The 20,321-nt window shown below is 61.7% G+C and carries 19 protein-coding genes; 8 read left to right on the top strand and 11 right to left on the bottom strand.

What is annotated here, in order from left to right; translation table 11 throughout:
* The first annotated feature begins 30 nt into the window (after window positions 1-30).
* From N1937_RS02740 to N1937_RS02720, 5 genes are all read left to right on the top strand, one after another.
* On the top strand, window positions 31-798 hold the full coding sequence (locus tag N1937_RS02740) for an SDR family NAD(P)-dependent oxidoreductase (protein WP_222294590.1): 768 nt from the start codon (window positions 31-33) through the stop codon (window positions 796-798).
* Entirely contained in the window at window positions 798-1,715 is a 918-nt protein-coding gene (locus tag N1937_RS02735; RefSeq protein ID WP_260057397.1) for a 2-dehydro-3-deoxygalactonokinase, read from the top strand. Before N1937_RS02740 ends, N1937_RS02735 begins: the two co-directional genes overlap by 1 nt.
* Window positions 1,716-1,728: 13 nt before the next feature.
* Window positions 1,729-2,370 carry a 2-dehydro-3-deoxy-6-phosphogalactonate aldolase gene (locus tag N1937_RS02730; RefSeq protein WP_260057396.1) on the top strand — a complete coding sequence of 214 codons (642 nt, stop codon included), beginning with the start codon at window positions 1,729-1,731 and terminating at the stop codon, window positions 2,368-2,370.
* Window positions 2,367-3,254 (top strand): SMP-30/gluconolactonase/LRE family protein, encoded by an 888-nt coding sequence (locus tag N1937_RS02725; protein WP_260057395.1) that lies wholly within the window; start codon window positions 2,367-2,369, stop codon window positions 3,252-3,254. Before N1937_RS02730 ends, N1937_RS02725 begins: the two co-directional genes overlap by 4 nt.
* A 221-nt stretch (window positions 3,255-3,475) precedes the next feature.
* Complete coding sequence (locus tag N1937_RS02720; protein WP_170256191.1) at window positions 3,476-4,087, top strand: PRC-barrel domain-containing protein; 612 nt, start codon at window positions 3,476-3,478, stop codon at window positions 4,085-4,087.
* Window positions 4,088-4,140: 53 nt separating this feature from the next.
* Here the strand turns inward: N1937_RS02720 and N1937_RS02715 are convergent, their stop codons facing one another.
* On the bottom strand, window positions 4,141-5,505 hold the full coding sequence (locus tag N1937_RS02715; RefSeq protein WP_170256192.1) for a putative bifunctional diguanylate cyclase/phosphodiesterase: 1,365 nt from the start codon (window positions 5,503-5,505) through the stop codon (window positions 4,141-4,143).
* A gap of 330 nt (window positions 5,506-5,835) precedes the next feature.
* A complete protein-coding gene (locus tag N1937_RS02710; protein WP_162118893.1) occupies window positions 5,836-7,557 on the bottom strand; it encodes a response regulator in 1,722 nt (573 codons plus the stop codon).
* 184 nt (window positions 7,558-7,741) lie between these two features.
* Between N1937_RS02710 and mutL the strand changes: the two genes are divergently transcribed.
* Window positions 7,742-9,544, top strand: a complete 1,803-nt coding sequence (gene mutL, locus N1937_RS02705) for a DNA mismatch repair endonuclease MutL (RefSeq protein ID WP_260057394.1) — start codon at window positions 7,742-7,744, stop codon at window positions 9,542-9,544.
* Between the two features lie 67 nt (window positions 9,545-9,611).
* Complete coding sequence (locus tag N1937_RS02700; RefSeq protein ID WP_003545832.1) at window positions 9,612-9,842, top strand: DUF2093 domain-containing protein; 231 nt, start codon at window positions 9,612-9,614, stop codon at window positions 9,840-9,842.
* Window positions 9,843-10,433: 591 nt separating this feature from the next.
* On the opposite strand, the gene N1937_RS02695 is transcribed toward N1937_RS02700, so the two are convergent.
* From N1937_RS02695 to N1937_RS02685, 3 genes are all read right to left on the bottom strand, one after another.
* The gene (locus N1937_RS02695) at window positions 10,434-11,351 is read right to left on the bottom strand and encodes a sugar ABC transporter substrate-binding protein (RefSeq protein ID WP_017963003.1); all 918 of its coding nucleotides are present in this window, start codon (window positions 11,349-11,351) and stop codon (window positions 10,434-10,436) included.
* A gap of 78 nt (window positions 11,352-11,429) precedes the next feature.
* Complete coding sequence (locus tag N1937_RS02690) at window positions 11,430-12,194, bottom strand: ATP-binding cassette domain-containing protein (RefSeq protein WP_162118892.1); 765 nt, start codon at window positions 12,192-12,194, stop codon at window positions 11,430-11,432.
* Window positions 12,191-13,249, bottom strand: a complete 1,059-nt coding sequence (locus N1937_RS02685) for an ABC transporter permease (protein ID WP_260057393.1) — start codon at window positions 13,247-13,249, stop codon at window positions 12,191-12,193. Before N1937_RS02685 ends, N1937_RS02690 begins: the two co-directional genes overlap by 4 nt.
* A gap of 99 nt (window positions 13,250-13,348) precedes the next feature.
* Here N1937_RS02685 and N1937_RS02680 point away from each other — a divergent pair, with 99 nt between their 5' ends.
* Window positions 13,349-14,233 (top strand): GntR family transcriptional regulator, encoded by an 885-nt coding sequence (locus N1937_RS02680; protein ID WP_260057392.1) that lies wholly within the window; start codon window positions 13,349-13,351, stop codon window positions 14,231-14,233.
* A 51-nt stretch (window positions 14,234-14,284) separates the two neighbouring features.
* Here N1937_RS02680 and lpxK read toward each other — a convergent pair whose 3' ends face one another.
* The 6 genes from lpxK to N1937_RS02650 form a co-directional block, all read right to left on the bottom strand.
* Window positions 14,285-15,358 carry a tetraacyldisaccharide 4'-kinase gene (lpxK, locus tag N1937_RS02675; RefSeq protein WP_260057391.1) on the bottom strand — a complete coding sequence of 358 codons (1,074 nt, stop codon included), beginning with the start codon at window positions 15,356-15,358 and terminating at the stop codon, window positions 14,285-14,287.
* Window positions 15,359-15,460: 102 nt separating this feature from the next.
* A complete protein-coding gene (locus N1937_RS02670; RefSeq protein WP_170256197.1) occupies window positions 15,461-16,183 on the bottom strand; it encodes an HAD family hydrolase in 723 nt (240 codons plus the stop codon).
* Between the two features lie 9 nt (window positions 16,184-16,192).
* A complete protein-coding gene (gene waaA, locus N1937_RS02665) occupies window positions 16,193-17,512 on the bottom strand; it encodes a lipid IV(A) 3-deoxy-D-manno-octulosonic acid transferase (protein ID WP_260057390.1) in 1,320 nt (439 codons plus the stop codon).
* 170 nt (window positions 17,513-17,682) lie between these two features.
* Window positions 17,683-17,931, bottom strand: coding sequence for a DUF4170 domain-containing protein (locus N1937_RS02660; protein ID WP_017962996.1), 249 nt, complete (start codon window positions 17,929-17,931; stop codon window positions 17,683-17,685).
* 62 nt (window positions 17,932-17,993) lie between these two features.
* Window positions 17,994-18,803, bottom strand: coding sequence for a 3'(2'),5'-bisphosphate nucleotidase CysQ (locus tag N1937_RS02655; RefSeq protein WP_170262440.1), 810 nt, complete (start codon window positions 18,801-18,803; stop codon window positions 17,994-17,996).
* Window positions 18,804-18,881: 78 nt separating this feature from the next.
* On the bottom strand, window positions 18,882-20,228 hold the full coding sequence (locus N1937_RS02650) for a TldD/PmbA family protein (protein ID WP_170262441.1): 1,347 nt from the start codon (window positions 20,226-20,228) through the stop codon (window positions 18,882-18,884).
* Window positions 20,229-20,321: the final 93 nt, after the last annotated feature.

Raw genomic sequence — 20,321 nt, 5'->3', positions numbered from 1 at the left:
AAACGATAAGGTCGGGAGGCGACGGTGACCATGATGCCAGCAGCACAATTTCCCGAGTTCAAAGACCGATCCGTGCTGGTCACTGGCGGCGGATCGGGCATCGGCGCTGCGATCGTCGAAGGTTTCGCGCGCCAAGGCGCCAAGGTCTCATTCATCGATATTGCCGAGGCCGCCGGCCGCGAGCTCGCCGAAAGGCTGTCGCGGGAGACCACGCATCCGGTCTCCTTTTACCATGCCGACCTGCGCGACATCGAGGCGATCCGGCGCACGGTCGATACCGTTATTGCCAGCTCAGGGCCGATCCGCGTGCTGGTCAACAATGCCGCCTGGGACGACCGCCATGAATTTGACGCGGTGACCGAGGCCTATTGGGACAATAACCAGGCGGTCAACCTCAAGCATGTGTTCTTCACCTCGCAGGCAGTCGTGCCGTCGATGCGGACGGCAGGCGGCGGGGCGATCATCAATATGTCGTCAATCGCCTTCAAGCTGAACATGGGCGGATTTCCCGCCTATGCAGCAGCCAAGGCGGCGGTCGTCGGACTGACGAAGAGCCTGGCGGGCAGGCTTGGGCCGGAGAATATCCGGGTCAACTGCATCCTGCCCGGCATGGTCGTCACCGAGCGGCAGATGCAGCACTGGCTCACCGAAGAGAGCATTGCGCGTTCAGTCGAGGACCAGTGCCTGAAAGTCGCGCTCAAACCCGATGCGATCGTCGGTCCCTGCCTGTTTCTTGCATCCGACTGTGCGGCGGCGATGACCGCCCAGTCCCTGATTGTCGATGGAGGCGTTCTGTAATGGCAAATCCCGCTTATGTCGCGGTGGACTGGGGCACCAGCAGCTTTCGGCTCTGGCTGATCGACAGAGACGGCACCGTCCTTGCCGAACGTCGCAGCGGCGAAGGCATGACGAGCGCGGCAAAGACCGGCTTTTCCGCGGTGCTTGCCGGCCATCTCACCGCCATCGAGGCACCGGAAAACCTGCCGGTGATCGTCTGCGGCATGGCCGGCGCCAGGCAGGGCTGGGTTGAGGCCGGTTATATCGACGTGCCGGCGCCGCTCGTCTCGATCCTGACCGGGGCGGTCTCCGTGCCAGGCGAAAGCCGCGACATCCGCATCCTGCCGGGCCTTGCCCAGCGCGACAAGGCGAGGCCCGACGTCATGCGCGGTGAGGAAACCCAGCTTCTCGGCGCGCTCGGCCGCGCAAGCTTGGGGGCGCAGGCGGTCTGCATGCCCGGCACGCATTCGAAATGGGTGCATTTGACGGACGCCAAGGTCACCGGCTTCTCGACCTTCATGACCGGCGAGCTTTTCGACGTCGTCAGCAAACACACGATCCTTTCGCACGCCGTTGCCGGCGCGGGAGAGCAGCCGGCGGATGCGGCAGCCTTCGAGGCGGCGGTCTCGGCCGCTTTTACGCGCCCGGCCCTTGCCTCCAACCTGCTGTTCACCGCCCGCTCGGGCCAGCTCCTTCACGGCATATCAGCGGCTGCCGCGCAAGCGCGGCTTTCCGGCACGCTGATCGGCCTCGAGATCGCCGGGGCGCTGCAGGATGCGGCAAACGGCACCGACATCACCCTCGTCGCCTCCGGGCGGCTGCAGGCACTTTACGAACAGGCCTTCAGAACCCTCTCCCTTGCCTTCACCGCCATCGACGCCGACGCCGCCGTGCGCCGCGGGCTTTCGGCTGCCGCCGAAGCCATCTGGCCGAATTGAGAAAGCTGACACGATGAACCGCATCCCCTTCCCCGACATGAAGCGCCCGCTAATTGCCATCCTTCGCGGCATCCGGCCTGACGAGACCGAAAGCGTCGTCGGTGCTCTGATCGAAAATGGCCTGACGGCGATCGAGATTCCGCTCAACTCGCCGGAACCGTTCAAGTCCATCGAGATCGCCGCAAAGATAGCGCCGGCCGAGGTGTTGATCGGCGCCGGCACAGTGTTGACCGTCGAGGCGGTCGACAGCCTGCATGCGGCCGGCGGCAAGCTGCTCGTCACCCCGAATGTCGAGCCTGAGGTGATCATCCGGGCGCGCGAATACGGCATGGTGACGATGCCGGGTGTCTTTACGCCGACCGAGGCGCTGGCGGCAGCGCGCGCTGGGGCCACTGGTCTCAAATTCTTTCCGGCCAGCGTGCTCGGCCCTTCCGGTATCACGGCGATCCGGGCAATCCTGCCGCCTGAGCTGATGATTGCCGCCGTCGGTGGTGTGTCGGACAAGAATTTCGGCGATTATACCAAGGCCGGCATCTTCTCCTTCGGCCTCGGCACCAGCATCTACAAGCCAGGAATGACCGCATCAGAGGTTGCCGAGCGCGCCAAGGCGACCATTTACGCCTATGATGCAGCCATTGGGAGCGTGAACGTATGACCGATATTTATGAGTTCGAGGGCAAAACACTTTGCAATACCAATTCCGTTCTCGGTGAAGGCCCGACCTATGATCCGGACAGCAATACAGTCTGGTGGTTCAACATCCTCGGCAAGGAACTGCACGAGCTCAATCTTTCGACGGGCGCGAAAAAGGTGCATCCGCTGCCTGTCATGGCGAGCGTGCTTGCCCGCATAGACGACGGGCGGCAGCTGATCGCGACGGAAGAAGGGCTTTTCGTGCGCGACGTGGCAAGCGGCAACCTCACCTTCTACGCCGCGCTCGAAAACGACAAGCCGGAAAACCGTTCGAACGACGGCCGCACGCATCCTTCCGGTGCGCTCTGGATCGGCACGATGAGCAAGCGGGCGGAAAGCCAGGCCGGCGCCATCTATCATGTCGCTAGCGGCAAGGTGACGAAGATTTTCAACGGCATCAGCATCCCGAATTCGATCTGCTTCTCGCCTGACGGCACGATCGGCTATTATACGGATTCTCGCATCAACCGGCTGATGCGCGTCATGGTCGATCCGCTGACCGGGCTGCCCTCGGGCGAGCCGATCGTGCTGGTCGACAGCATGAACGAGCCCGGCGACATCGACGGCTCGGTGGTGGATGCCGACGGTTATATCTGGAATGCGCGCTGGGGTGCGGGTGTCGTCGACCGCTACAATCCCGATGGCCTGCGCATCTCGCGCTACAAGGTCCCCGCCGTCCAGCCTTCCTGCCCTGCCTTTATCGGCGTCAATGCCGACCGGCTTGCGGTAACGACCGCCTGGGAAGGGCTCGACGAGGATGCCCGTTCGGCCCAGCCAAGCGCTGGCGCGCTTCTGGAGCTCGGCATCGAGGTCAAGGGCGTGTTCGATCCCGTCTATGTGCTCTGAACACGGGGGGCTGAGGCCATCTGAGGCGCTCCCCGACCGGGGCGCCTTTTCTGGGTTTGGTGGCAGCTCCTCGATAAATGTTCCGTGAGAATCGAGAAATTTTCCGTGTTTTCAACCGGAACCAATCGGCCCACCACTCATTTTCCTTTCGAACCGGCGCGGCAATCAAACAGGCGTTGCCGGGTCAGCGATTACTCCAGGGAAATGAAAGTAGGTTCGAAATGACACGCAAACTCTTGACGACCGTTGCCGCTGGCGCACTGTTTGCCACGGCTTTCGCACCGGCGGCATTTTCGCAGGCGGCGCCGCAGCCAGCGGATCCCGCCGCTCCGACCCAGGCAGCTCCGGCCAACCCGGCAGCACCTAAGCCGATGACGCCCGATGTCACCAAGCCCGCAGGCGATGCCGCACAGGCTCCGGCCGCAGCACCGACCGCAGACACAGCTCAGGCCGGCTATCTGACGGAGCAGGCTCCGGATCAGATCAGTGCCAATACCTATATCGGCCAGTCGGTCTATAACGCCAAGAATGAAAGCATCGGCAGCATCGACGACCTGATCATGAAGAAGGACGGCGGCATTGTTGCTGCGATCGTCGGCGTCGGCGGCTTCCTCGGTATCGGCAAAAAGGACGTCGCGGTGCCGATGGAAAAAATCACCGTCGCGCAGAACACCCAGGACGGCAGCGTCAAGCTGACGACCAGCGAAACGTCCGAATCGCTGAAGGCCGCACCTGAGTTCAAGACGCTGGCAATGCTGGCGGCCGAAAAGGCTCCGGCTCCGGCTGCGACCGGTACCGACACCACGGCGACCGGCTCGACCACGCCTAAATAATCCGTGCCCGGTATTATAATGTAGGCGATGGCGCTCTAAGGGGCGCCATCGTTTTATGCGCTGACGCGCTCCATCATGGTCGGATCGTAGTAGTTCTCATGCAGGAAGCGTAGCGTGGCGATACCATCGGCCGGACGGCCGAAGTGATAGCCCTGGCCCATGCCGCAGCCGAGCATACGCAACTTCACTGCCTCCGCATAATCCTCGATGCCTTCCGCTACGACTTCCAGTTCCAGGCCCTCGCACATAGTGAGGATCGCCTTGATGATGTGTTCGGAGGCGCGATCGGAATTGATGCGCGAGACGAAGGCACGGTCGATCTTGATCTTGTCGAAGATGAAGTCGCGCAGGCGCCCGAGGCTCGACTGGCCGGTGCCGAAATCGTCGAGCGAGATGCGCACACCCGCGGCGCGCAGATCGGCGATGATCCGATGAGCGGTATCGGCCGAACTCATCACGGCGGTCTCAGTGATCTCCAGTTCCAGCCGATGCGGATCGAAGCCGACGCGCCCGAGGATCGACAGGACGCTGCTGCTCGTTCCCGGATCCATCAGCTGGGCCGAGGATAGATTGAACGACAGAAAGAGTTCGCGCGGCCAGGACAGTGCTGCTTCGGCGGCTTTACGCAGCAACGCCTCCGACAGCGCATCGATGAAGCCGCGCTCTTCGGCGAGCGGCACGAAGACGCCGGGCGACACGAAGCCGAGATCGGGGTCGTTCCAGCGGGCGAGCGCCTCGAAGCCGACGACCTGATTGTTGGACAACGAGACGATCGGCTGGAAATGCACGTCGATCGCATCCGAAATGATGGCGTTTCTGAGCGCCTGCTCCAGTTGCGTCGCGCGTTTCATTTCCTGCGCGATCTCGCGCGAATAAACGGTGATCTGGCCGCGACCGCGGCGCTTGGAGCGGTAGAGGGCGGTTTCGGCGCTCTTCAGCAGTTCCTCGCAATCCTCTCCGGCGAACGGATAGATAGAGAAGCCGAGGGAAGCGGAGAGACGGACGTTGCGGTCACCGAGGTCATAGGGGGCCGATAGCACCTCGCGGATCATCTGGCCGAACTTCTCGGCACTCGCCCGCTCGAAGATCAATGGCAGCACGAAGGCGAATTCGTCACCATCGTGGCGGGTGACCAGCGCGCCATCCGGAATACAGGCCCTGAGACGATGAGCGACCTGGCAGAGGATTTCGTCGCCGGCTGTCGAGCCGAACAGGTCGTTGATCGGCTTGAAGCTGTCGAGGTTGACGATGCCGATGGTGAAGGGGGCCGGATCGCTGGCGCGCTCGGAAGAGATCTGCAAGACCTTGTCCCGCATGCGATTGCGGTTTCCCAATCCGGTCAGCGGATCGGTGTAGGCCATCGCCTGGAGCTCATTCTGACCCACGGTCAAGAAAGCTATTTCCGCCGATTTTATCATGCAAACCCGAGCTTTCCCCCGCAGCTATGCAAAAGAATGACCGGCATGTCTTAACAATTCGATAGGAAATCAGCGACCTGTGCCGCCTGGAACGCCCAAAATCTAGGGAGTTGACGGGTATTTCTGTTAGAGCGGTTCAGCTTCTCATGGAAGCGCCGAACCGCTCTAACATTTGTTTTACGCAATTCCGGACGGAAAACCGCTTCACACTTTTCCTGAAATTGCTCTAAAGCGCGTCGCGATCTTTCAGATTCGCTCCTCGCGCTTTAGGTCTTTGTTTTTACGCATGTCGTTAGCGCAAAACCGCTGCACACTTTTGCGCGACATGCTTTAGTTTCGCGCCCGCAAAGCCTCGCCCATCAGGTACTTCTGAAATACCATTTCGAGCATGTCCGGGCTGACGGGTTTCATGATGACGTCGTCCATGCCTGATTTGACGCATTCGGCGCGGTCGCGCTCGAAGGCCTGGGTGAGCACGCCGATGATCGGGGTGCGGGTTCCGCCGCCGGTTTCCTCCATCTGCCGGATGAGGCGGGCGGCCTCGAAACCGTTGAAACCCGGCAGGGAAATATCCATCAGTACGATCTGCGGCCGGTGCTCGGCCCAGAGGCGCACGGCCTCGTCGCCGGTCGCCGCAAGCATATGGCGGTAGCCGAGGCCTTCAAGGATCTGCGAGAAGACGATCTGGTTGATATCGTTGTCTTCGGCGACAAGAATCTGCAGGCCGACCACATCGTCGGACGTGCTGATTTCCCAATCCGCATCCGAACCGGCGGCGCTGCGGCTGTTGCGGTTGAAATGGCGGGCGATCTGGAATGTGAGCTCGTTGGCGATCTGGAAGCCGTCCATGACGAGCGCCGGGATGCCGTATTGCTCGGCAAGCTCGAGGCAGCGCATGCCCATCTGGTTGTCGATGATCAAAAGATCGAGCGAGATGCCGGAGGAGGTGGCGATTTCCAGGAACCGCTCCTCTTCGTCCTCGCCGCGGACCGAGCAGGATTCGAAGCCGTATTTCGTCAGTGTCCGCAGCGCGGCGGTTTCGGCTGCGAGGTCGGCAGTGACGACGAGGACCTTGCGGCCGGAGAAATTCTCCGGAACAATCGCTTCCATCGCCGCTGGTTCGCGCCGCTCGACGCTCGTTGGTACCGGCACATAGGCCCGGCGATAGCTTTGATTGCTGGAGGCGGTGATCGCGGACGCTTGGCCGAACTCGTCGAGATCGGCGCCGTCGCGCGGCAGGTCCTGCGTGGTCGACACCAGGAAATAGCGGCCGGGTTTGCCGATGCGGTGTTTGCGGCTGACGATGTCGCGCTCGATACCGTCGCGGGAGATCTGACGCTGGCGGGAGACGGACATCTCGCCGGTCTCCAGCACGTGGCGATCGCTCTCCTCGAAGCGCTTGGCGATCTCCTCTGAAAACAGATCACCGCTCTTACGGCCGAGCACCTCGTCGGCGCTCGTCTGATATTTCTCGCAGAAGGCGAGATTTACCGCGACATAGGTGAGGTTGCGATCCTTGACGAAAAGCGGAAACGGCAGATTGTCGAGAATGTCCTCGGTGAGCTGCACGCGCTCCAGATCGGAGCGCCATTGCTCTTCGCGCTTCTTGTTCTCGGAAATGTCGGAGATGATGGTGACGCCGTAGCCGCCCGGCAGCCTGCGCTTGACGAAGCGGACCCAGCTGTCGGTGCCATGGCGCTCGACGGCGTCGAAACGCTCGCGCCAATGCGAGGCGATTTTCTCCGACAGCCAGTCTTCGCGGCTGAGCGAGCCACCTCGCCTGACATCATACTGCTGGCGAATGCCGGTGTCGTACATTGCGCCGAGGAAATCGCGAAGCCGCGTGCCCGGCTTCAGCATTTCGGCGGGCAGCGGAAAGAATTCGAGGGTCTGGCGGCTTGCGAAGATGAGATGATCGTTCTTGTCGTAGATGATGAAAGCTGCGGAAAGGCTGTCGCACACGACATCGAAAAGCGCCGTCTGCAGATCGGCCTCGGCGGGAGCCCCATCGATTCCTGATGATGTGTCCGCCTTTTCGAAGCCGGCACTCATTCTATTCCGTCCCACATCTGTTCGATTTCGCAGCTTCCGGAGGCATATGAATAGAAATGCCATTTTTATGTTAAAACCGGCTTAACATTACCTACCCCCACATTTGGGGAAGCCCCCGGGTCACGGTTCGGGAAAGCGCTTGCAAAGCCCTTCCCTCCGGCCCGCGAATCTCCGAAAATAGCCCATGGCCATCAGACAGCTCTCCGAAACGCTCATCAACCAGATCGCCGCCGGCGAAGTCATCGAACGGCCGGCGAGCGCTGCCAAGGAACTGATCGAAAACGCGCTCGACGCGGGGGCGACACGCATCGAGATCGCCACATCAGGCGGCGGCAAGGCGCTGCTGCGCGTCAGCGACAATGGCTCGGGCATGGACGCGGCCGATCTGGAACTGGCGGTCAGGCGCCACTGCACTTCGAAGATCTCCGAGACGCTAGAGGATATCCGCACGCTCGGCTTCCGCGGCGAGGCGCTGCCCTCGATCGGCTCGGTTGCAAGGCTCAGCATCGCAAGCCGCAGGCGCGACAGCGCTGGCGGCCACGAGATCGCCGTTGCCGGCGGCAAGATCGCGCATATCAGGCCGGCTGCCGCCAATCCCGGGACGATCGTCGAAGTGCGCGACCTGTTTTTTGCCACACCCGCCCGCCTCAAATTCCTGAAGACGGAGAAAGCCGAGGCTGGCGCCATCACCGAGATCGTCAAGCGTATGGCGATCGCCTTTCCGGCCGTGCGCTTCGTGCTGTCGGGCTCGGACCGCACGACGCTGGAATTCCCGGCGACCGGCGATGATCATCTGGCGCGCATGGCGCAGGTACTCGGCAAGGAATTCCGCGACAACGCCATTGCGCTCGACGCCGTGCGCGAAGAGATCTCGCTCACCGGGTTTGCCGGCGTGCCGACCTTCAATCGCGGCAACTCCGCCCATCAATACGCCTTCGTCAACGGCCGGCCGGTGCAGGACAAGCTGATCCTCTCGGCGATCCGCGGCGCCTATGCCGAGACGATCCCATCCGGACGCCATCCGGTGGCGGTGCTATCGATCACGCTTGATCCCGCTCTGGTCGACGTCAACGTGCATCCGGCAAAATCCGACGTGCGGTTTCGCGACCCTGGCCTGGTGCGCGGCCTGATCGTCGGCGCCATCCGCGAGGCGTTGGCGCGCGACGGCAGCCGGGCAGCGACGACCGGGGCGAGCGACCTGCTGCGTTCCTTCCGCCCCGGCTTCCAGCCGAATAGCCACCGGCCGCAAACGCCATGGTCGGCCGAAACGTCGCCCTCCCGGCCCTATCAGCCGACAACGGGTTTCGGCGAGCGGCCCCAGGCGTCCTTCGACGGACTTTCGATGCCGACGGCGCGAGCCGAGCCGCAGTTTTCGCCGCAGCCGGCAGTGCCCGAACCAAATGCACGGTATCCGCTCGGCGCGGCACGGGCGCAGATCCACGCAAACTACATTGTCGCCCAGACCGAGGACGGGCTCGTCATCGTCGATCAACATGCCGCGCATGAGCGGCTGGTCTTCGAAGCGATGCGCAAGGCGCTGCATTCGAAGCGGCTGGCCTCGCAGGTGCTGCTCATCCCCGAGATCATCGACATTCCGGAAGAGGATTGCGACCGGCTGATGCTGCATGCGGCCGAGCTTTCCGAACTCGGCCTGGCGATCGAGCGTTTCGGCCCCGGCGCGATCGCCGTGCGCGAGACGCCTGCCATGCTCGGCGAGGTCGATGCGCATGGCCTGATTCGCCAGCTCGCCGACGAGATTGCCGAATGGGACACGGCGTCCGGCCTATCGGCCAAGCTCGAATATGTGGCAGCGACCATGGCCTGCCACGGGTCGGTGCGCTCCGGACGGCGATTGCGGCCGGAGGAAATGAACGCGCTGCTGCGGGAGATGGAAGTGACGCCCGGCTCCGGCCAGTGCAATCACGGCCGGCCGACCTATATCGAATTGAAGCTCAGCGATATCGAACGACTTTTCGGCAGAAGCTAAAAAAGCTGGAAAAGCAGCCCTTGCGGGAGTATGGCAGACGGATGACAGACTGCAGGGAACGGAGCGCATGAATTTGTTCGAAGGACACGGAAACCGCGAGGCGAAGATCCGGTATCTCGATGGCGATTTCCAGATTCTCTCGCCCGGCTCCTATGTCGTCTGCGCGATGACGGGAAAACAGATCCCGCTCGACGAATTACGCTATTGGAGCGTCGCCCGGCAGGAGCCCTATGCCGACGTGATCTCGGCAATCGATGCCGACAAACGCGCCGGTGTGCTGCCGAACCAGCGGCGCTAGAGCCTTTCCGGGTTAGATTGAAGCATTCTGCCGGAGCAGGTTTTCGTCAGGGCAGAGGCGATTGGCGAAGGGCATACCCCTTGGTACGTCCGAGCCGATCGCCTTTGATCCTGGCGGAAAGATGCCCGGCCCACCGGCCGCACCGCTTCGCCATGGCGAAGCGATACGTGCGCCCGGCGATTCTGAGTCTTGCAGATTTGCCAGGCAAATCTGCGGGAAGGTTGGCTGAAACGGGCCGGCTGATCGACCGGCCGGCTTGGCCGTAGAGCTTGGCTACGACGCGCGCCGGCCGGTCGACCATCCGACTCCGTTTGAGCCAACAGAATACTGCAATCTAGCCCGGAAAGGCTCTAGCTGCTGCCATCTGCGTCGGAGGTTCTGGCTGTGATGGTTCTCCGGTCTGCAGCCCGGAGTTGCTCCAGGGAGAATATCCGCTCCGGTTACCCGGCGACTTGAAATATCATAGGCTCATCCACGACAACGCCCGTATCGGCTGGCCAACGTGGCTCCGGGCCGCAGGGCTCGACGATATCATTCCCGACAGCGGGGAGCTTTGACTCCCCGCCTACGCGATCGACATGGGGCAACGGTTCACTTGAACTTCGCCATATTCTCAGGCGTCACGAGCGCAGCGCCGGAATCGATCAAAGACTCAACCTTCTCTCCGCGAATCGATTTTACCAGCGCATCCACACCGAGTTCGGCCATCTTGGTGGGGAACTGCGCCACCGACGCATCCTCGACTCCACTCTTCAGCGCTTCCTCTTCGCCGCAGCAGAAATCGAAACCGACCAGCACAATCTTGTCATTGGCAGTGCCAGCGTTCTTGATTGCGCGCGCCGCGCCAGCAGCGGGCGGGCCGCAAGCGGCATAAATGGCCTTGAGATCCGGGTTTTTCGTCAGCAGATCCTCGGCGACACTGATCCCAAGCTCCTCGGTGCAGTTTGTTGCGCCTTTCCCGACGATCTTGACATCAAGGCCGTTCAGCCCTTCAAGCATACCGTTTACGCGGTCATCAAGCGCCGGCACACCGGGCACGCCCTCGAGAATCCCGAGCGTATCGCCGGCTTTAAGAACAGTCTTGAGATATTCGCCGGCGATTTTGCCCGCAGCGAAATTATTGGTCGTGGCAAGCGCCGTCCTGCCTTTCCAATCCGGAATGTTGTTATCCATCAGCACGACCTTGACGCCGGCCGCCACCGCCTTGTCCAGCGCAGTCGACACGGTAGGATCGACTGGCGTGAGGGCAATGCCCTGCACGCCTCGTGTCACCATGGATTCGATCTGTGCAATCTGGCCCTCGATGTCGGTTGCTGATGTGCCCTGCCCGTAGATGATCTCGACGCCGGGATTTCTCTTCGCATAATCTTTGGCGGCGTTCTCCATTGTTGCGAAGAATGGTACAGGGAATTTGGTTATAAAGCCGAGCTTGACCGGCTCCTGCGCCAAGGCCGGCACTGCAGCGACGGCCAGAAGCGCAAGAGCTCCCAGCAGGGATTGCGGTTTCATGATAGACCTCCCATGTTTCGACCGCCCTCCTCTAGAGCGATCTCGTTGCCCACTGCCCCAATGAAGCAGCGATCTCCCTTAAGCCTCGGCGCCGACAATCATCGCGACAAGGTCCTGCTTGTTCGCTTCGGTCGGCTTCAGTTCACCCACCTTGCGACCCTGCCGCAGCACAACCGCCCGATCGGCGATTTCGACGACATGCTCCATATTGTGCGTGATGATGATCACGGCATTGCCGTCGGCCTTGAGCTGATGGATAAGGTCAAGAACCTGGCGAGACTCGCGAAGCCCGAGGGCGGCCGTTGGTTCGTCAAGGACCACCAGCTTGCGCGCAAAAACAATGGCGCGCGCGACCGCGATCGCCTGCCGCTGCCCCCCAGACATCAGCGCAACCGGCGCGTCGAATCTCGGCAGTTTAACCTTCAGGCGATCGATGACACTTGCTGCCTCCCGCTTCATCGCGCCGGTGTTGAGGAAGCGGAGCGGACGCGGCAGCCAGGAGGGGAAAGAGATTTCTCGTCCGCAATAGAAATTCTGCACCGGGGTCAGGTTGTCGAAAAGCGCCAGATCCTGATAGACGGTTTCAATACCGGCGCGGCGGGCGGCCGCCGTTGAATGGAGCGATACGGGCGCACCATCCACGAGAATCTCTCCCTCGTCGAGACTATGAAGCCCACTGATGCACTTGACGAGCGTTGACTTGCCTGCGCCATTGTCACCCAAGAGAGCGGTTACCTCACCTGCATAGGCATCAAAGCTTACATTTTTCAGGGCATGGATGGCGCCGAAGCGCTTCTGGGCGTTTCGAACCGAAAGTGCCGGTGTGGTCGATGCAGGGTTCATTGCACTCTCGCCGATTGAAGCACACGCGCGCGCGCCTCGAGATGGTTACGAAGCACGTCGGCCTCTACGGCGATGACGATGACGAGCCCAATCGCGATCATTTGAAAGAACACGTCGACCCCGAGAAGGTTAAGGGCGTTGCGGATAACGCCGATCAGCACGGCGCCGATCAGGGCGTGGCCGAGATGGCCTCGTCCGCCAAGGAAGCTGGCGCCGCCGATAATCACTGCAGCAATCGTGTCGAGTTCCAAAAGGTTGCCGTAAATTGGCGAGGCGGCGGCGGTCCGTCCTGCGAGCAGCACCGCGCCGACACCTGCACAAAAGCCGCAAATAACGTAGGTTGCGAGCAGAACACCCTTTGCCGGTATACCCATGCTTCTGGCGGCATTCGGCGCGCCGCCGACCGCATAGACCCATCGGCCAAAGACCATCGACTTCGTCAGGATCAGAAAAAGAAGCCCGAACATCGCAACGGCAAAGAAGGAATTGGGCACACCAAACGTCGTGCCGCCGCCGATTGCTGTCACCGCATCGGGCATCCCGCGCATGGTGGTGTGGCCGGGCGCCAATGCAAGTGCGAGGCCGCGGCAGATACTCAAAGTCGCAAGTGTAATGATAAAGGGGTGTGGCAGCCGGCCATAGACAAAGACCAGGCCGTTGACCGCACCGATAGCAGCACCGGCAATCAGCATGGCCAAAATGACGACGATCGAGGAATCGACCTGCTGGTACACCAATCCGCCGATGACCGTCGCGAGCGCAAGATTCGAGCCTACGGACAGGTCGATGCCGCGCGTCAGGATAACGAGCTGCTGCCCCATTGCCACAACAGCAATCACTGCTGTCTGGGCCAGGATGTTCCCGAGATTAACGGGCTTTAGAAACGCCGGCGTGATCAAACTGACGACGGCGATGAGCATAATCAGGATCAATAGAGGGCCCAGGCTCAATAGCCTCAGCCCCAAAGTGATGCCGGATTGTCTCGGATGGAAGGCTGCATCCTGCGAACCACCAGGCCGCGACGAATTCTGAGGCAGAATCCCGGAGTCTTCCAAATTCCCCTAGCCTCCCCCGTTTTTTATACATAAGAAACATATGATACACGTGCGTCAACTTGTTTTTTATGGATAAGTAACCATGCCAGGAGTTGTGCCATGCGAACGGATACGACCTTCAAGCGGGCATTCAATGATATGATCGATATCATTCGGACGCTCGATCTTGGGGAGGAATTGCCGTCCGAAAATGCACTGCGCGCCCAGCTTGGCGTGAGCAGAACAACGGTGCGGAAGGTGCTGGCCGGGATGTCCGCACGTGGGATCATCATATCTGAAGCGCACAGGCGGATTATAGGTGAACAACCGCAGCAGATAGCGCGCTATCCGAAGGAAGAGACCTTAGCCATTTCCGAACAGGTCGAGACGAGCTTCATGGAATGGATGCTGCGCGGCGATGCCTGTCCGGGTACAGAAATCAATGAGACGGAATTGGCTCGGAAATTCGGCGTCGCGACAACGATTGTCCGTGAGTTTCTCAATCGATTTCAGAAATATGGGCTGATCGAGAAGCGTCAGAATGCGGGCTGGGTTTTTAAAGGGTTCACAGCCAGTTTCGCACTCGAATTGTTCGAGATCAGAGAGATGTTCGAAATGCGCTCCGCACGGCTTTTCGCTGCCCTGCCCGACGGGTCGCCCCTCTGGAAACAGATCCAATCCATGCGGGCGGCACATTTAGAACTACTCGCGGATATCGACGCACGGTTTCAGGATTTCTCGGAGCTGGACAGCCGCTTCCACCGGCTGATTACGGCAGTCGTGCCAAACCGCTTTATCGAAAGTTTCCAAGACGTGATAGCCATGGTGTTTCACTATCACTATCAGTGGAACAAGCGTGATGAACGAGCGCGGAATGAGGTGGCCATTGGCGAACATCTCGCGCTGATCGAAGCCCTCGAAAGCCGCAATATCCCGTTGATCGATCGCGCATGCCGGTTGCATCTGACTTCCGCCCGCGAAACTTTGCTTCACTCGATCGCGTGATCGCATTGCATATATGGATGTGCGCAGGACGAGACGTTTTGCAGCAGCTCGTTAGAGCGGCTCAGTCTTTCCCGGAATCGATTTAATCCCGGCCTTCATCTCTCGCAGCCGTCGCTCGCGGCAGGCGGCGATCGCCCGGTCGATGATGAGGCTGGGGGCGAGGTGATCCTCGAAAACCATATCGACCTCGATCACCAGGCTCCTGTCGGCGAGCTGCGCCGCCTTGCCGTGATGGCCGGAGAGGCGGACGAAATCCTTGGAGGTGGTGACGATCAGAAGGCCTTGCCGTTCGGCGGTCGTCAGGATGTCGTCGATCTCCTCCTCGGTCAGGTGCTCGTGATCTCCGAAGGACTTGGCGACGACGATCTCGGCGCCGCGGGATTCGACCGTGCGGAAGAATTTGGCGGGATCGGCGATGCCGGCGAAGGCAAGCACCTTCGTGCCGGCCAGCGTATTGTCGCCGCGCACTTTCAGCGATGCGGTGAAATAGGGCTTTGCCGCGCGCGCCGCTATGCGGACAATCCTGTCGGCGGCATTGCCGCCGCCGACCTTCAGCAGCGCCGTCGCAGACCGCAGCTGCTGGCGGATCGGCGCGCGGACCGGACCGCCCGGCACGATATGGCCGTTGCCGAGGCCGCGGGTCGCGTCGATGACCAGCAGGGCATAGTCGATCGCCAGCCGGGCGCTCTGGAACCCGTCATCCATGATGATGAGATCGGCGCCCTCCGCCACCAGGCGCTGAGCCCCTTCGACGCGCCGGCGCGAAATCACCGTCAGCGCCTCCTGGGCAAGCAGCAACGGCTCATCGCCGACGGCGACCGCGCGGTGATGACCGGGATCGACCACGGTCGTCACATCGAGCGAGCCGCCGTAACCCCTGCTGAGAAAGCCGGGCTTCAGGCCCTTCGCCTTGGCTGCGCGGGCGATCGTCAGCGCCGTCGGCGTCTTGCCGGCGCCGCCGACGGTGAAATTGCCGATGCAGATGACCGGAACGGGCACGGAGGCGCGGCGCGCATGGGCCATGCGGTGGCCGGCGATACGGCCATAGAGAAAAGAAAGCGGCAGCAGCAGCCAGGCCCGCCAATCGGCTTTCCTCCACCAGAACGGCGGCGCTTCGGATATCATCTTGCCGTCCCGCTCCCTGTCCGCCTCTGTTACGGCCAGTCCCCTGCTTCTCGACGGCGGGATTGAGAAGCCAAAACCTGAAAAAATGCAAGCCCTTACCCGTCAGGCCGGCTGCAGGTCCGGCAGCAGGGTCTCGATGGCGGTGATATCGTCGAGTACATGATCGGCCGCGGCGGCCAGCGTCTCCCGCGAACCGGTGCCGGTCAGCACCGCGATCCTCAGGCCGGTGCCGGCATTCAGACCCATGTGCAGATCGTGATTGTTGTCGCCGACAATGGCGACCTCTTCAGGCGAAAGACCGGTCGCAGCGCAGAAGCCGAGCACCATGCCCGGCTCCGGCTTGACGCCGAAGCCGCTGTCGTAGCCGGCGATATAATCGACATAACGGGCGAAACCGAAGCGTTCGGCCGTCTGGCGGATCGACCGTTCATTGTCGCTGGAGGCGACACCGAGCTTGAAGCCGCGCCGATGCAGCCGGGCGAAAAAACCGGCGAGGTCGGTCACCGGCACAGAAAATTCGGCGGCGCTGGAAAAGAGCTCGTCGAGGCGGACCGTCAACTCGTCGACATCGACCATCGAGCCCGCCGCAACGAGGCCCGAAGCGATCTGGCGGGTATTGCCGGCGGCAAGCAGGCTGTCGGGAATGATATGGCCGGTCACCGGATCCATGCCGCAGGCGGAAAGCAGCCGGTTGGCGAGAAGCTCATCCCCCTGAGCTGCCATGCGAGCAAGCTCGCGGTTGACCGGCAACCAGCTCTCGTCATAGTCGAGCAGCGTACCGTCCTTGTCGAAGAGAATGCCTTTGATAGGGGACGCTGCCGACATCATATCTCCTCAGACCTGGGCCACGGCCTTGGGCAGCAGCCGCGCCTTCACCGTCAGCGGATTGATATAGGGTTCCAGCCCCTTGACTGTCGCAGTCAGCGCGCCGCGCATCTCGTGCACGGCGGTGATGCCGGCTTCGATCATATTGCGGCGGGCTTCGTCATTGGTCAGCAGGTAATGCACGCCCTTGGCCAGCATTTCGGTATCGCGCACCATGCGGGCGCTGCCGCTGCGGGCAAGCTTCTGATAGGCATCGCGGAAATTCTGCACATGGCCGCCGGAGAGAATGGCGCAGCCGAGCATGGCGGGCTCCAGCGGGTTCTGGCCACCTTCGGCAAAGAGCGAGCGGCCGACGAAGGCGATTTCCGTCAGTCTCAAATAGAGGCCCATTTCGCCGATCGTATCGCCGAGAAAGATATCGACATCGGCGGACAAGACATCGTCGCGGGTGCGGCGGGCGACCTTCAGCCCCTGCTTGACCAGGGCCGCCTCGATCTCGTCGCTACGCTCGGGATGGCGCGGCACGATGATCGTCAACTGACGGTCGCGCTCCCTCAACGCCCGGTGAACGATGGCGGCAGCGTTCTCCTCGCCGTCGAAGGTCGAGATCGCCGCCCAGGTCTTGCGGTCGCCGATCTGCTTCTTATAGCGGGCGAAGACAGCGCTGTCATAAGGCGGCGCGTCGGTATCGACCTTCAGATTGCCCGAGGTGATGACGGGGACGGCGCCGAGATCGCGGAAACGTTCGGCATCGACATCCGACTGGGCGATGACGAGGGCAAGATTCTCGAACAAGGCTTCGGCGATCGCCGGGCGGCGGCGCCAGCGGGCGAAGGAGCGGTCCGACATGCGGGCATTGATCAGTATCTGCGGAATGCGGCGGCGGCCAAGCTCCAGCACCGTTGCCGGCCAGATCTCGGATTCGGCGATGATGGCGCAATCGGGCTGCCAATAGTCGAGGAATCGGCTGACGGAGGGCTTCAGGTCGAGCGGCACATATTGATGGATCGCTTCCTGGCCGAGGCGCTCGGCGGCGAGCTTGGCGGATGTGATGGTGCCGGTTGTCAGGACGACATGGATTTCGCGGCGACGGATTTCGCGGATCAGCGGGATGACGGCATTGGTTTCACCGACGCTTGCCGCGTGAAACCAGATGAGCGGGCCCTGTGGCCGGTTGGCGCTCGGATAGCCGAAGCGCTCCAGGCGGCGCGCCCGGTCTTCCTTGCCCTTGGCCGTGCGGTAGGTGATATAGAGACCGACGACAGGAGAGGCCACGGTTCCCGCCAGACGGTATGCGCTCAAACCGAAGCGCGCCATCCGAGAACTCATTGCGCCAGCCTCCGATCCAAACCGATCGACATCAAACCCATTCCCTCATTATCGTTGCGGCCGCAATGACCGATCAATTTGTTCAGAATGCGTCAGACAATCCGGATCGACGGGCGTCGATGCACGAAAACCCCGCTCGCCGAGCGGTCGGCCGCCAGCATTTGTCGAGGTCAGTTGCCCTTGGCCTTTTCCTGCGGATCAAGGAGACGATGCATGTGGACGATGAAGTAGCGCATATGCGCATTGTCGACCGTCTGCTGCGCCTTCGCCTTCCAGGCTGTCAGCGCCGTGGCATAATCCGGGAAAATGCCGACGATATCGAGACCCTGCAGATCACGGAACTGGACGTCATCGAGGCTTTCCAGTTCGCCGCCAAAAACGAGATGCAAAAGCTGCTTCTTGTCACCGGATTCAGTCATTTTTTCTTCTCTTTCTGCCTATTCTCCTCCGCCACCCCATCTGCGGGATTTTGACGAAAACGTCAACTGTCTCGTCGTCCCGCAAAGGCCGCGAGGAATTCGCCAAGGCGGGGCGTTGGGGCTGCGCAGAGGACTTTATGGGTGACATCGGCGCGGTTGTAGACGATCGGCCTGCCGTCGAGGTCGACGAGACCGCCGCCAGCGCAAACGAGGATCAGATCGGCGGCAGCAAGGTCCCAATCATGTGAATTGCCCTTGACGAAGGTGCCTTCCAGACGACCGTCCGCCACCATGGCGATGCGATAGGCGAGCGAAGGAATGTATTTCTCGCGCGTGACCCGGTCGCGAAACTCCGACGGGAAGGCCTTCAGCAGGTCTTCGCCGATCGCAAGGCGGCTCATCTCTTCCGGTCCGGCGGCCGAGACGGTGAAGGGGACGCCGTTCTTCAGCGCCACGCCGCCCTCGACCGCCTCATAAAACTCCTCGAGCGCCGGGGCATAGAGCACACCGGCGACCGGCCGGCCGCGATGAACCACCGCGACGCTGACGCACCAGACCTTCTGGCCGCCAAGGAAGGCGCGCGTGCCGTCGATCGGATCGATGATGAACAGCGTCTCGCGTGAGAGACGGTCGGCATCGTCCTCGGTTTCTTCCGACAGCCAGCCATAATCCGGCCGGGCTTTGCGCAGGATGGTCTCGAGAGTCTTGTTTGCGGCGAAATCGGCGGCGCTGACGGGAGAGCGATCCTTATTCTTCCACCAGACTTCAGGCGACTGGTTGAAGAAGCTGAAAGCGACGGCGCCCGCCTCTTTCGCAGCATCGGCGATCAGCGCGAGATCGCTTTGCCAGCGGGCCTTTTCCACGTCGCTCATCAGATCAATCCATTTCTCAATTCAATAGTGAGAGCATGATGTCGCCCGAAAACCGCTCACACTTTTCGGCATCATGCTCTAGCGCCCTGCGAGCGTCATGCCTTCGATGGCGAAGGTGGGGGCCGCGACGCCGAATTTGCGGTCGATGTCGTTTGCCGGCGTCAGGCGCATGAACATCTCCTTGAGGTTCGAGGCGATCGTCACCTCGGAGACCGGGAAGGTGAGTTCGCCGTTCTCGATCCAGAAGCCGGTGGCACCGCGGCTGTATTCGCCGGTGATCATGTTGACGCCGTGGCCGATCAATTCGGTGACGTAGAAACCGTCACCGATGCTGCGGATCAGTTCCTCCGGCGAGATGTCGCCCGGCTCCAGGGCAAGGTTGGTGGATGAGGGCGAGACGGCAGTGCCGCCGCGCACGCCGCGGCCGTTGGTCTCCAGACCCAACTCGCGCGCGGTCGAGGTCGAGAGGAACCAGTGCTTCAAGACGCCGTCCTCGATCATCACCAGCCGCTCGCCGGACACGCCCTCGCCATCGAAGGGCCGCGAGGAGGGTCCCCGCACGATCAGCGGATCGTCGGTGATCGACAGGCCGGATTTCAGCACCTGTTGACCCATCTTGTCGCGCAGGAAGCTGGACTTGCGGGCGACGGCAGCACCATTGATCGCTCCGGCGATATGGCCGATGAAGCCGCGGGCGACACGTGGGTCGAAGATCACAGTGACGTCCTTGCCGGTCGGCACCTGGCGCGGATTGATGCGCTTGATCACCCGTTCGCCGGCGCGACGGCCGATTTCAGCGGGGTCGTCGAGCTCGGCATAATAGAGGCGGCTGTCGAAATCATAGTCGCGTTCCATGCCGGTGCCTTCGCCAGCGATGACGCTGACGGAATGGCCGAAACGCGAGGCCATGTAACTGCCCTCGAAACCGTGCGAGGTGACAAGAACGAGGCCACCCATGCCGGCCGACGCACCGGCGCCGGAGGAATTGGTGACGCCCTTGACCGCAAGGGCGGCTGCTTCTGCGGCAAGGCTCGCCTCGCGCAACATCTCGGAGGAGACCTCGGTGGTGTCGAGCAATTGCAGGTCGGGATAGGATTTCGCAAGGCTCGCCTCATCCGCCAGGCAGGCGAAGGGGTCTTCCGGGGAGACTTTGGCCATGGCGACGGCGCGTTCGGCCAGCGCCTGGAGATCGAAGCCCGGATTGGCCGAAACACTGGCGACACGCTTGCCGATGAAGACGCGCAGGGAAAAATCGTCGCTTTCGGAGGATTCCGTGCCCTCGACCTTGCCGAGGCGGACGCTGACCGACTGTGAGCGCGACCGGACGACGACAGCGTCGGCGGCATCGGCCCCTGCCTTCCTTGCCAGATCGATCAATTGACTTGCGCGGGAAAGAAGTGTCGAGGAATCAATTTCAGAGGACATGATTTGGCCTTTCCTTCGGCTTCCATTTATTGTGCACTCTCCAAAGCATCAAGGCCGCCGTCGCCGATTCTTTGTCGGGGCTGCTTGCTTGCT

It is taken from the genome of Rhizobium sp. WSM4643 (genome assembly GCF_025152745.1).
Classification (GTDB): domain Bacteria; phylum Pseudomonadota; class Alphaproteobacteria; order Rhizobiales; family Rhizobiaceae; genus Rhizobium; species Rhizobium leguminosarum_I.
The sequence above is the reverse complement of the archived record's forward strand: the minus strand, read 5'-3'. Positions and strand labels throughout refer to the sequence as shown.

Excerpts from the sequence above, each read along its gene's own strand:
- N1937_RS02740 (WP_222294590.1), top strand. The coding sequence starts at position 31 with ATGATGCCAGCAGCACAATTTCCCGAGTTCAAAGACCGATCCGTGCTG.
- N1937_RS02735 (WP_260057397.1), top strand. The coding sequence starts at position 798 with ATGGCAAATCCCGCTTATGTCGCGGTGGACTGGGGCACCAGCAGCTTT.
- N1937_RS02730 (WP_260057396.1), top strand. The coding sequence starts at position 1,729 with ATGAACCGCATCCCCTTCCCCGACATGAAGCGCCCGCTAATTGCCATC.
- N1937_RS02725 (WP_260057395.1), top strand. The coding sequence starts at position 2,367 with ATGACCGATATTTATGAGTTCGAGGGCAAAACACTTTGCAATACCAAT.
- N1937_RS02720 (WP_170256191.1), top strand. The coding sequence starts at position 3,476 with ATGACACGCAAACTCTTGACGACCGTTGCCGCTGGCGCACTGTTTGCC.
- N1937_RS02715 (WP_170256192.1), bottom strand. The coding sequence starts at position 5,505 with ATGATAAAATCGGCGGAAATAGCTTTCTTGACCGTGGGTCAGAATGAG.
- N1937_RS02710 (WP_162118893.1), bottom strand. The coding sequence starts at position 7,557 with ATGAGTGCCGGCTTCGAAAAGGCGGACACATCATCAGGAATCGATGGG.
- mutL (WP_260057394.1), top strand. The coding sequence starts at position 7,742 with ATGGCCATCAGACAGCTCTCCGAAACGCTCATCAACCAGATCGCCGCC.
- N1937_RS02700 (WP_003545832.1), top strand. The coding sequence starts at position 9,612 with ATGAATTTGTTCGAAGGACACGGAAACCGCGAGGCGAAGATCCGGTAT.
- N1937_RS02695 (WP_017963003.1), bottom strand. The coding sequence starts at position 11,351 with ATGAAACCGCAATCCCTGCTGGGAGCTCTTGCGCTTCTGGCCGTCGCT.
- N1937_RS02690 (WP_162118892.1), bottom strand. The coding sequence starts at position 12,194 with ATGAACCCTGCATCGACCACACCGGCACTTTCGGTTCGAAACGCCCAG.
- N1937_RS02680 (WP_260057392.1), top strand. The coding sequence starts at position 13,349 with ATGCGAACGGATACGACCTTCAAGCGGGCATTCAATGATATGATCGAT.
- lpxK (WP_260057391.1), bottom strand. The coding sequence starts at position 15,358 with ATGATATCCGAAGCGCCGCCGTTCTGGTGGAGGAAAGCCGATTGGCGG.
- N1937_RS02670 (WP_170256197.1), bottom strand. The coding sequence starts at position 16,183 with ATGTCGGCAGCGTCCCCTATCAAAGGCATTCTCTTCGACAAGGACGGT.
- waaA (WP_260057390.1), bottom strand. The coding sequence starts at position 17,512 with ATGAGTTCTCGGATGGCGCGCTTCGGTTTGAGCGCATACCGTCTGGCG.
- N1937_RS02660 (WP_017962996.1), bottom strand. The coding sequence starts at position 17,931 with ATGACTGAATCCGGTGACAAGAAGCAGCTTTTGCATCTCGTTTTTGGC.
- N1937_RS02655 (WP_170262440.1), bottom strand. The coding sequence starts at position 18,803 with ATGAGCGACGTGGAAAAGGCCCGCTGGCAAAGCGATCTCGCGCTGATC.
- N1937_RS02650 (WP_170262441.1), bottom strand. The coding sequence starts at position 20,228 with ATGTCCTCTGAAATTGATTCCTCGACACTTCTTTCCCGCGCAAGTCAA.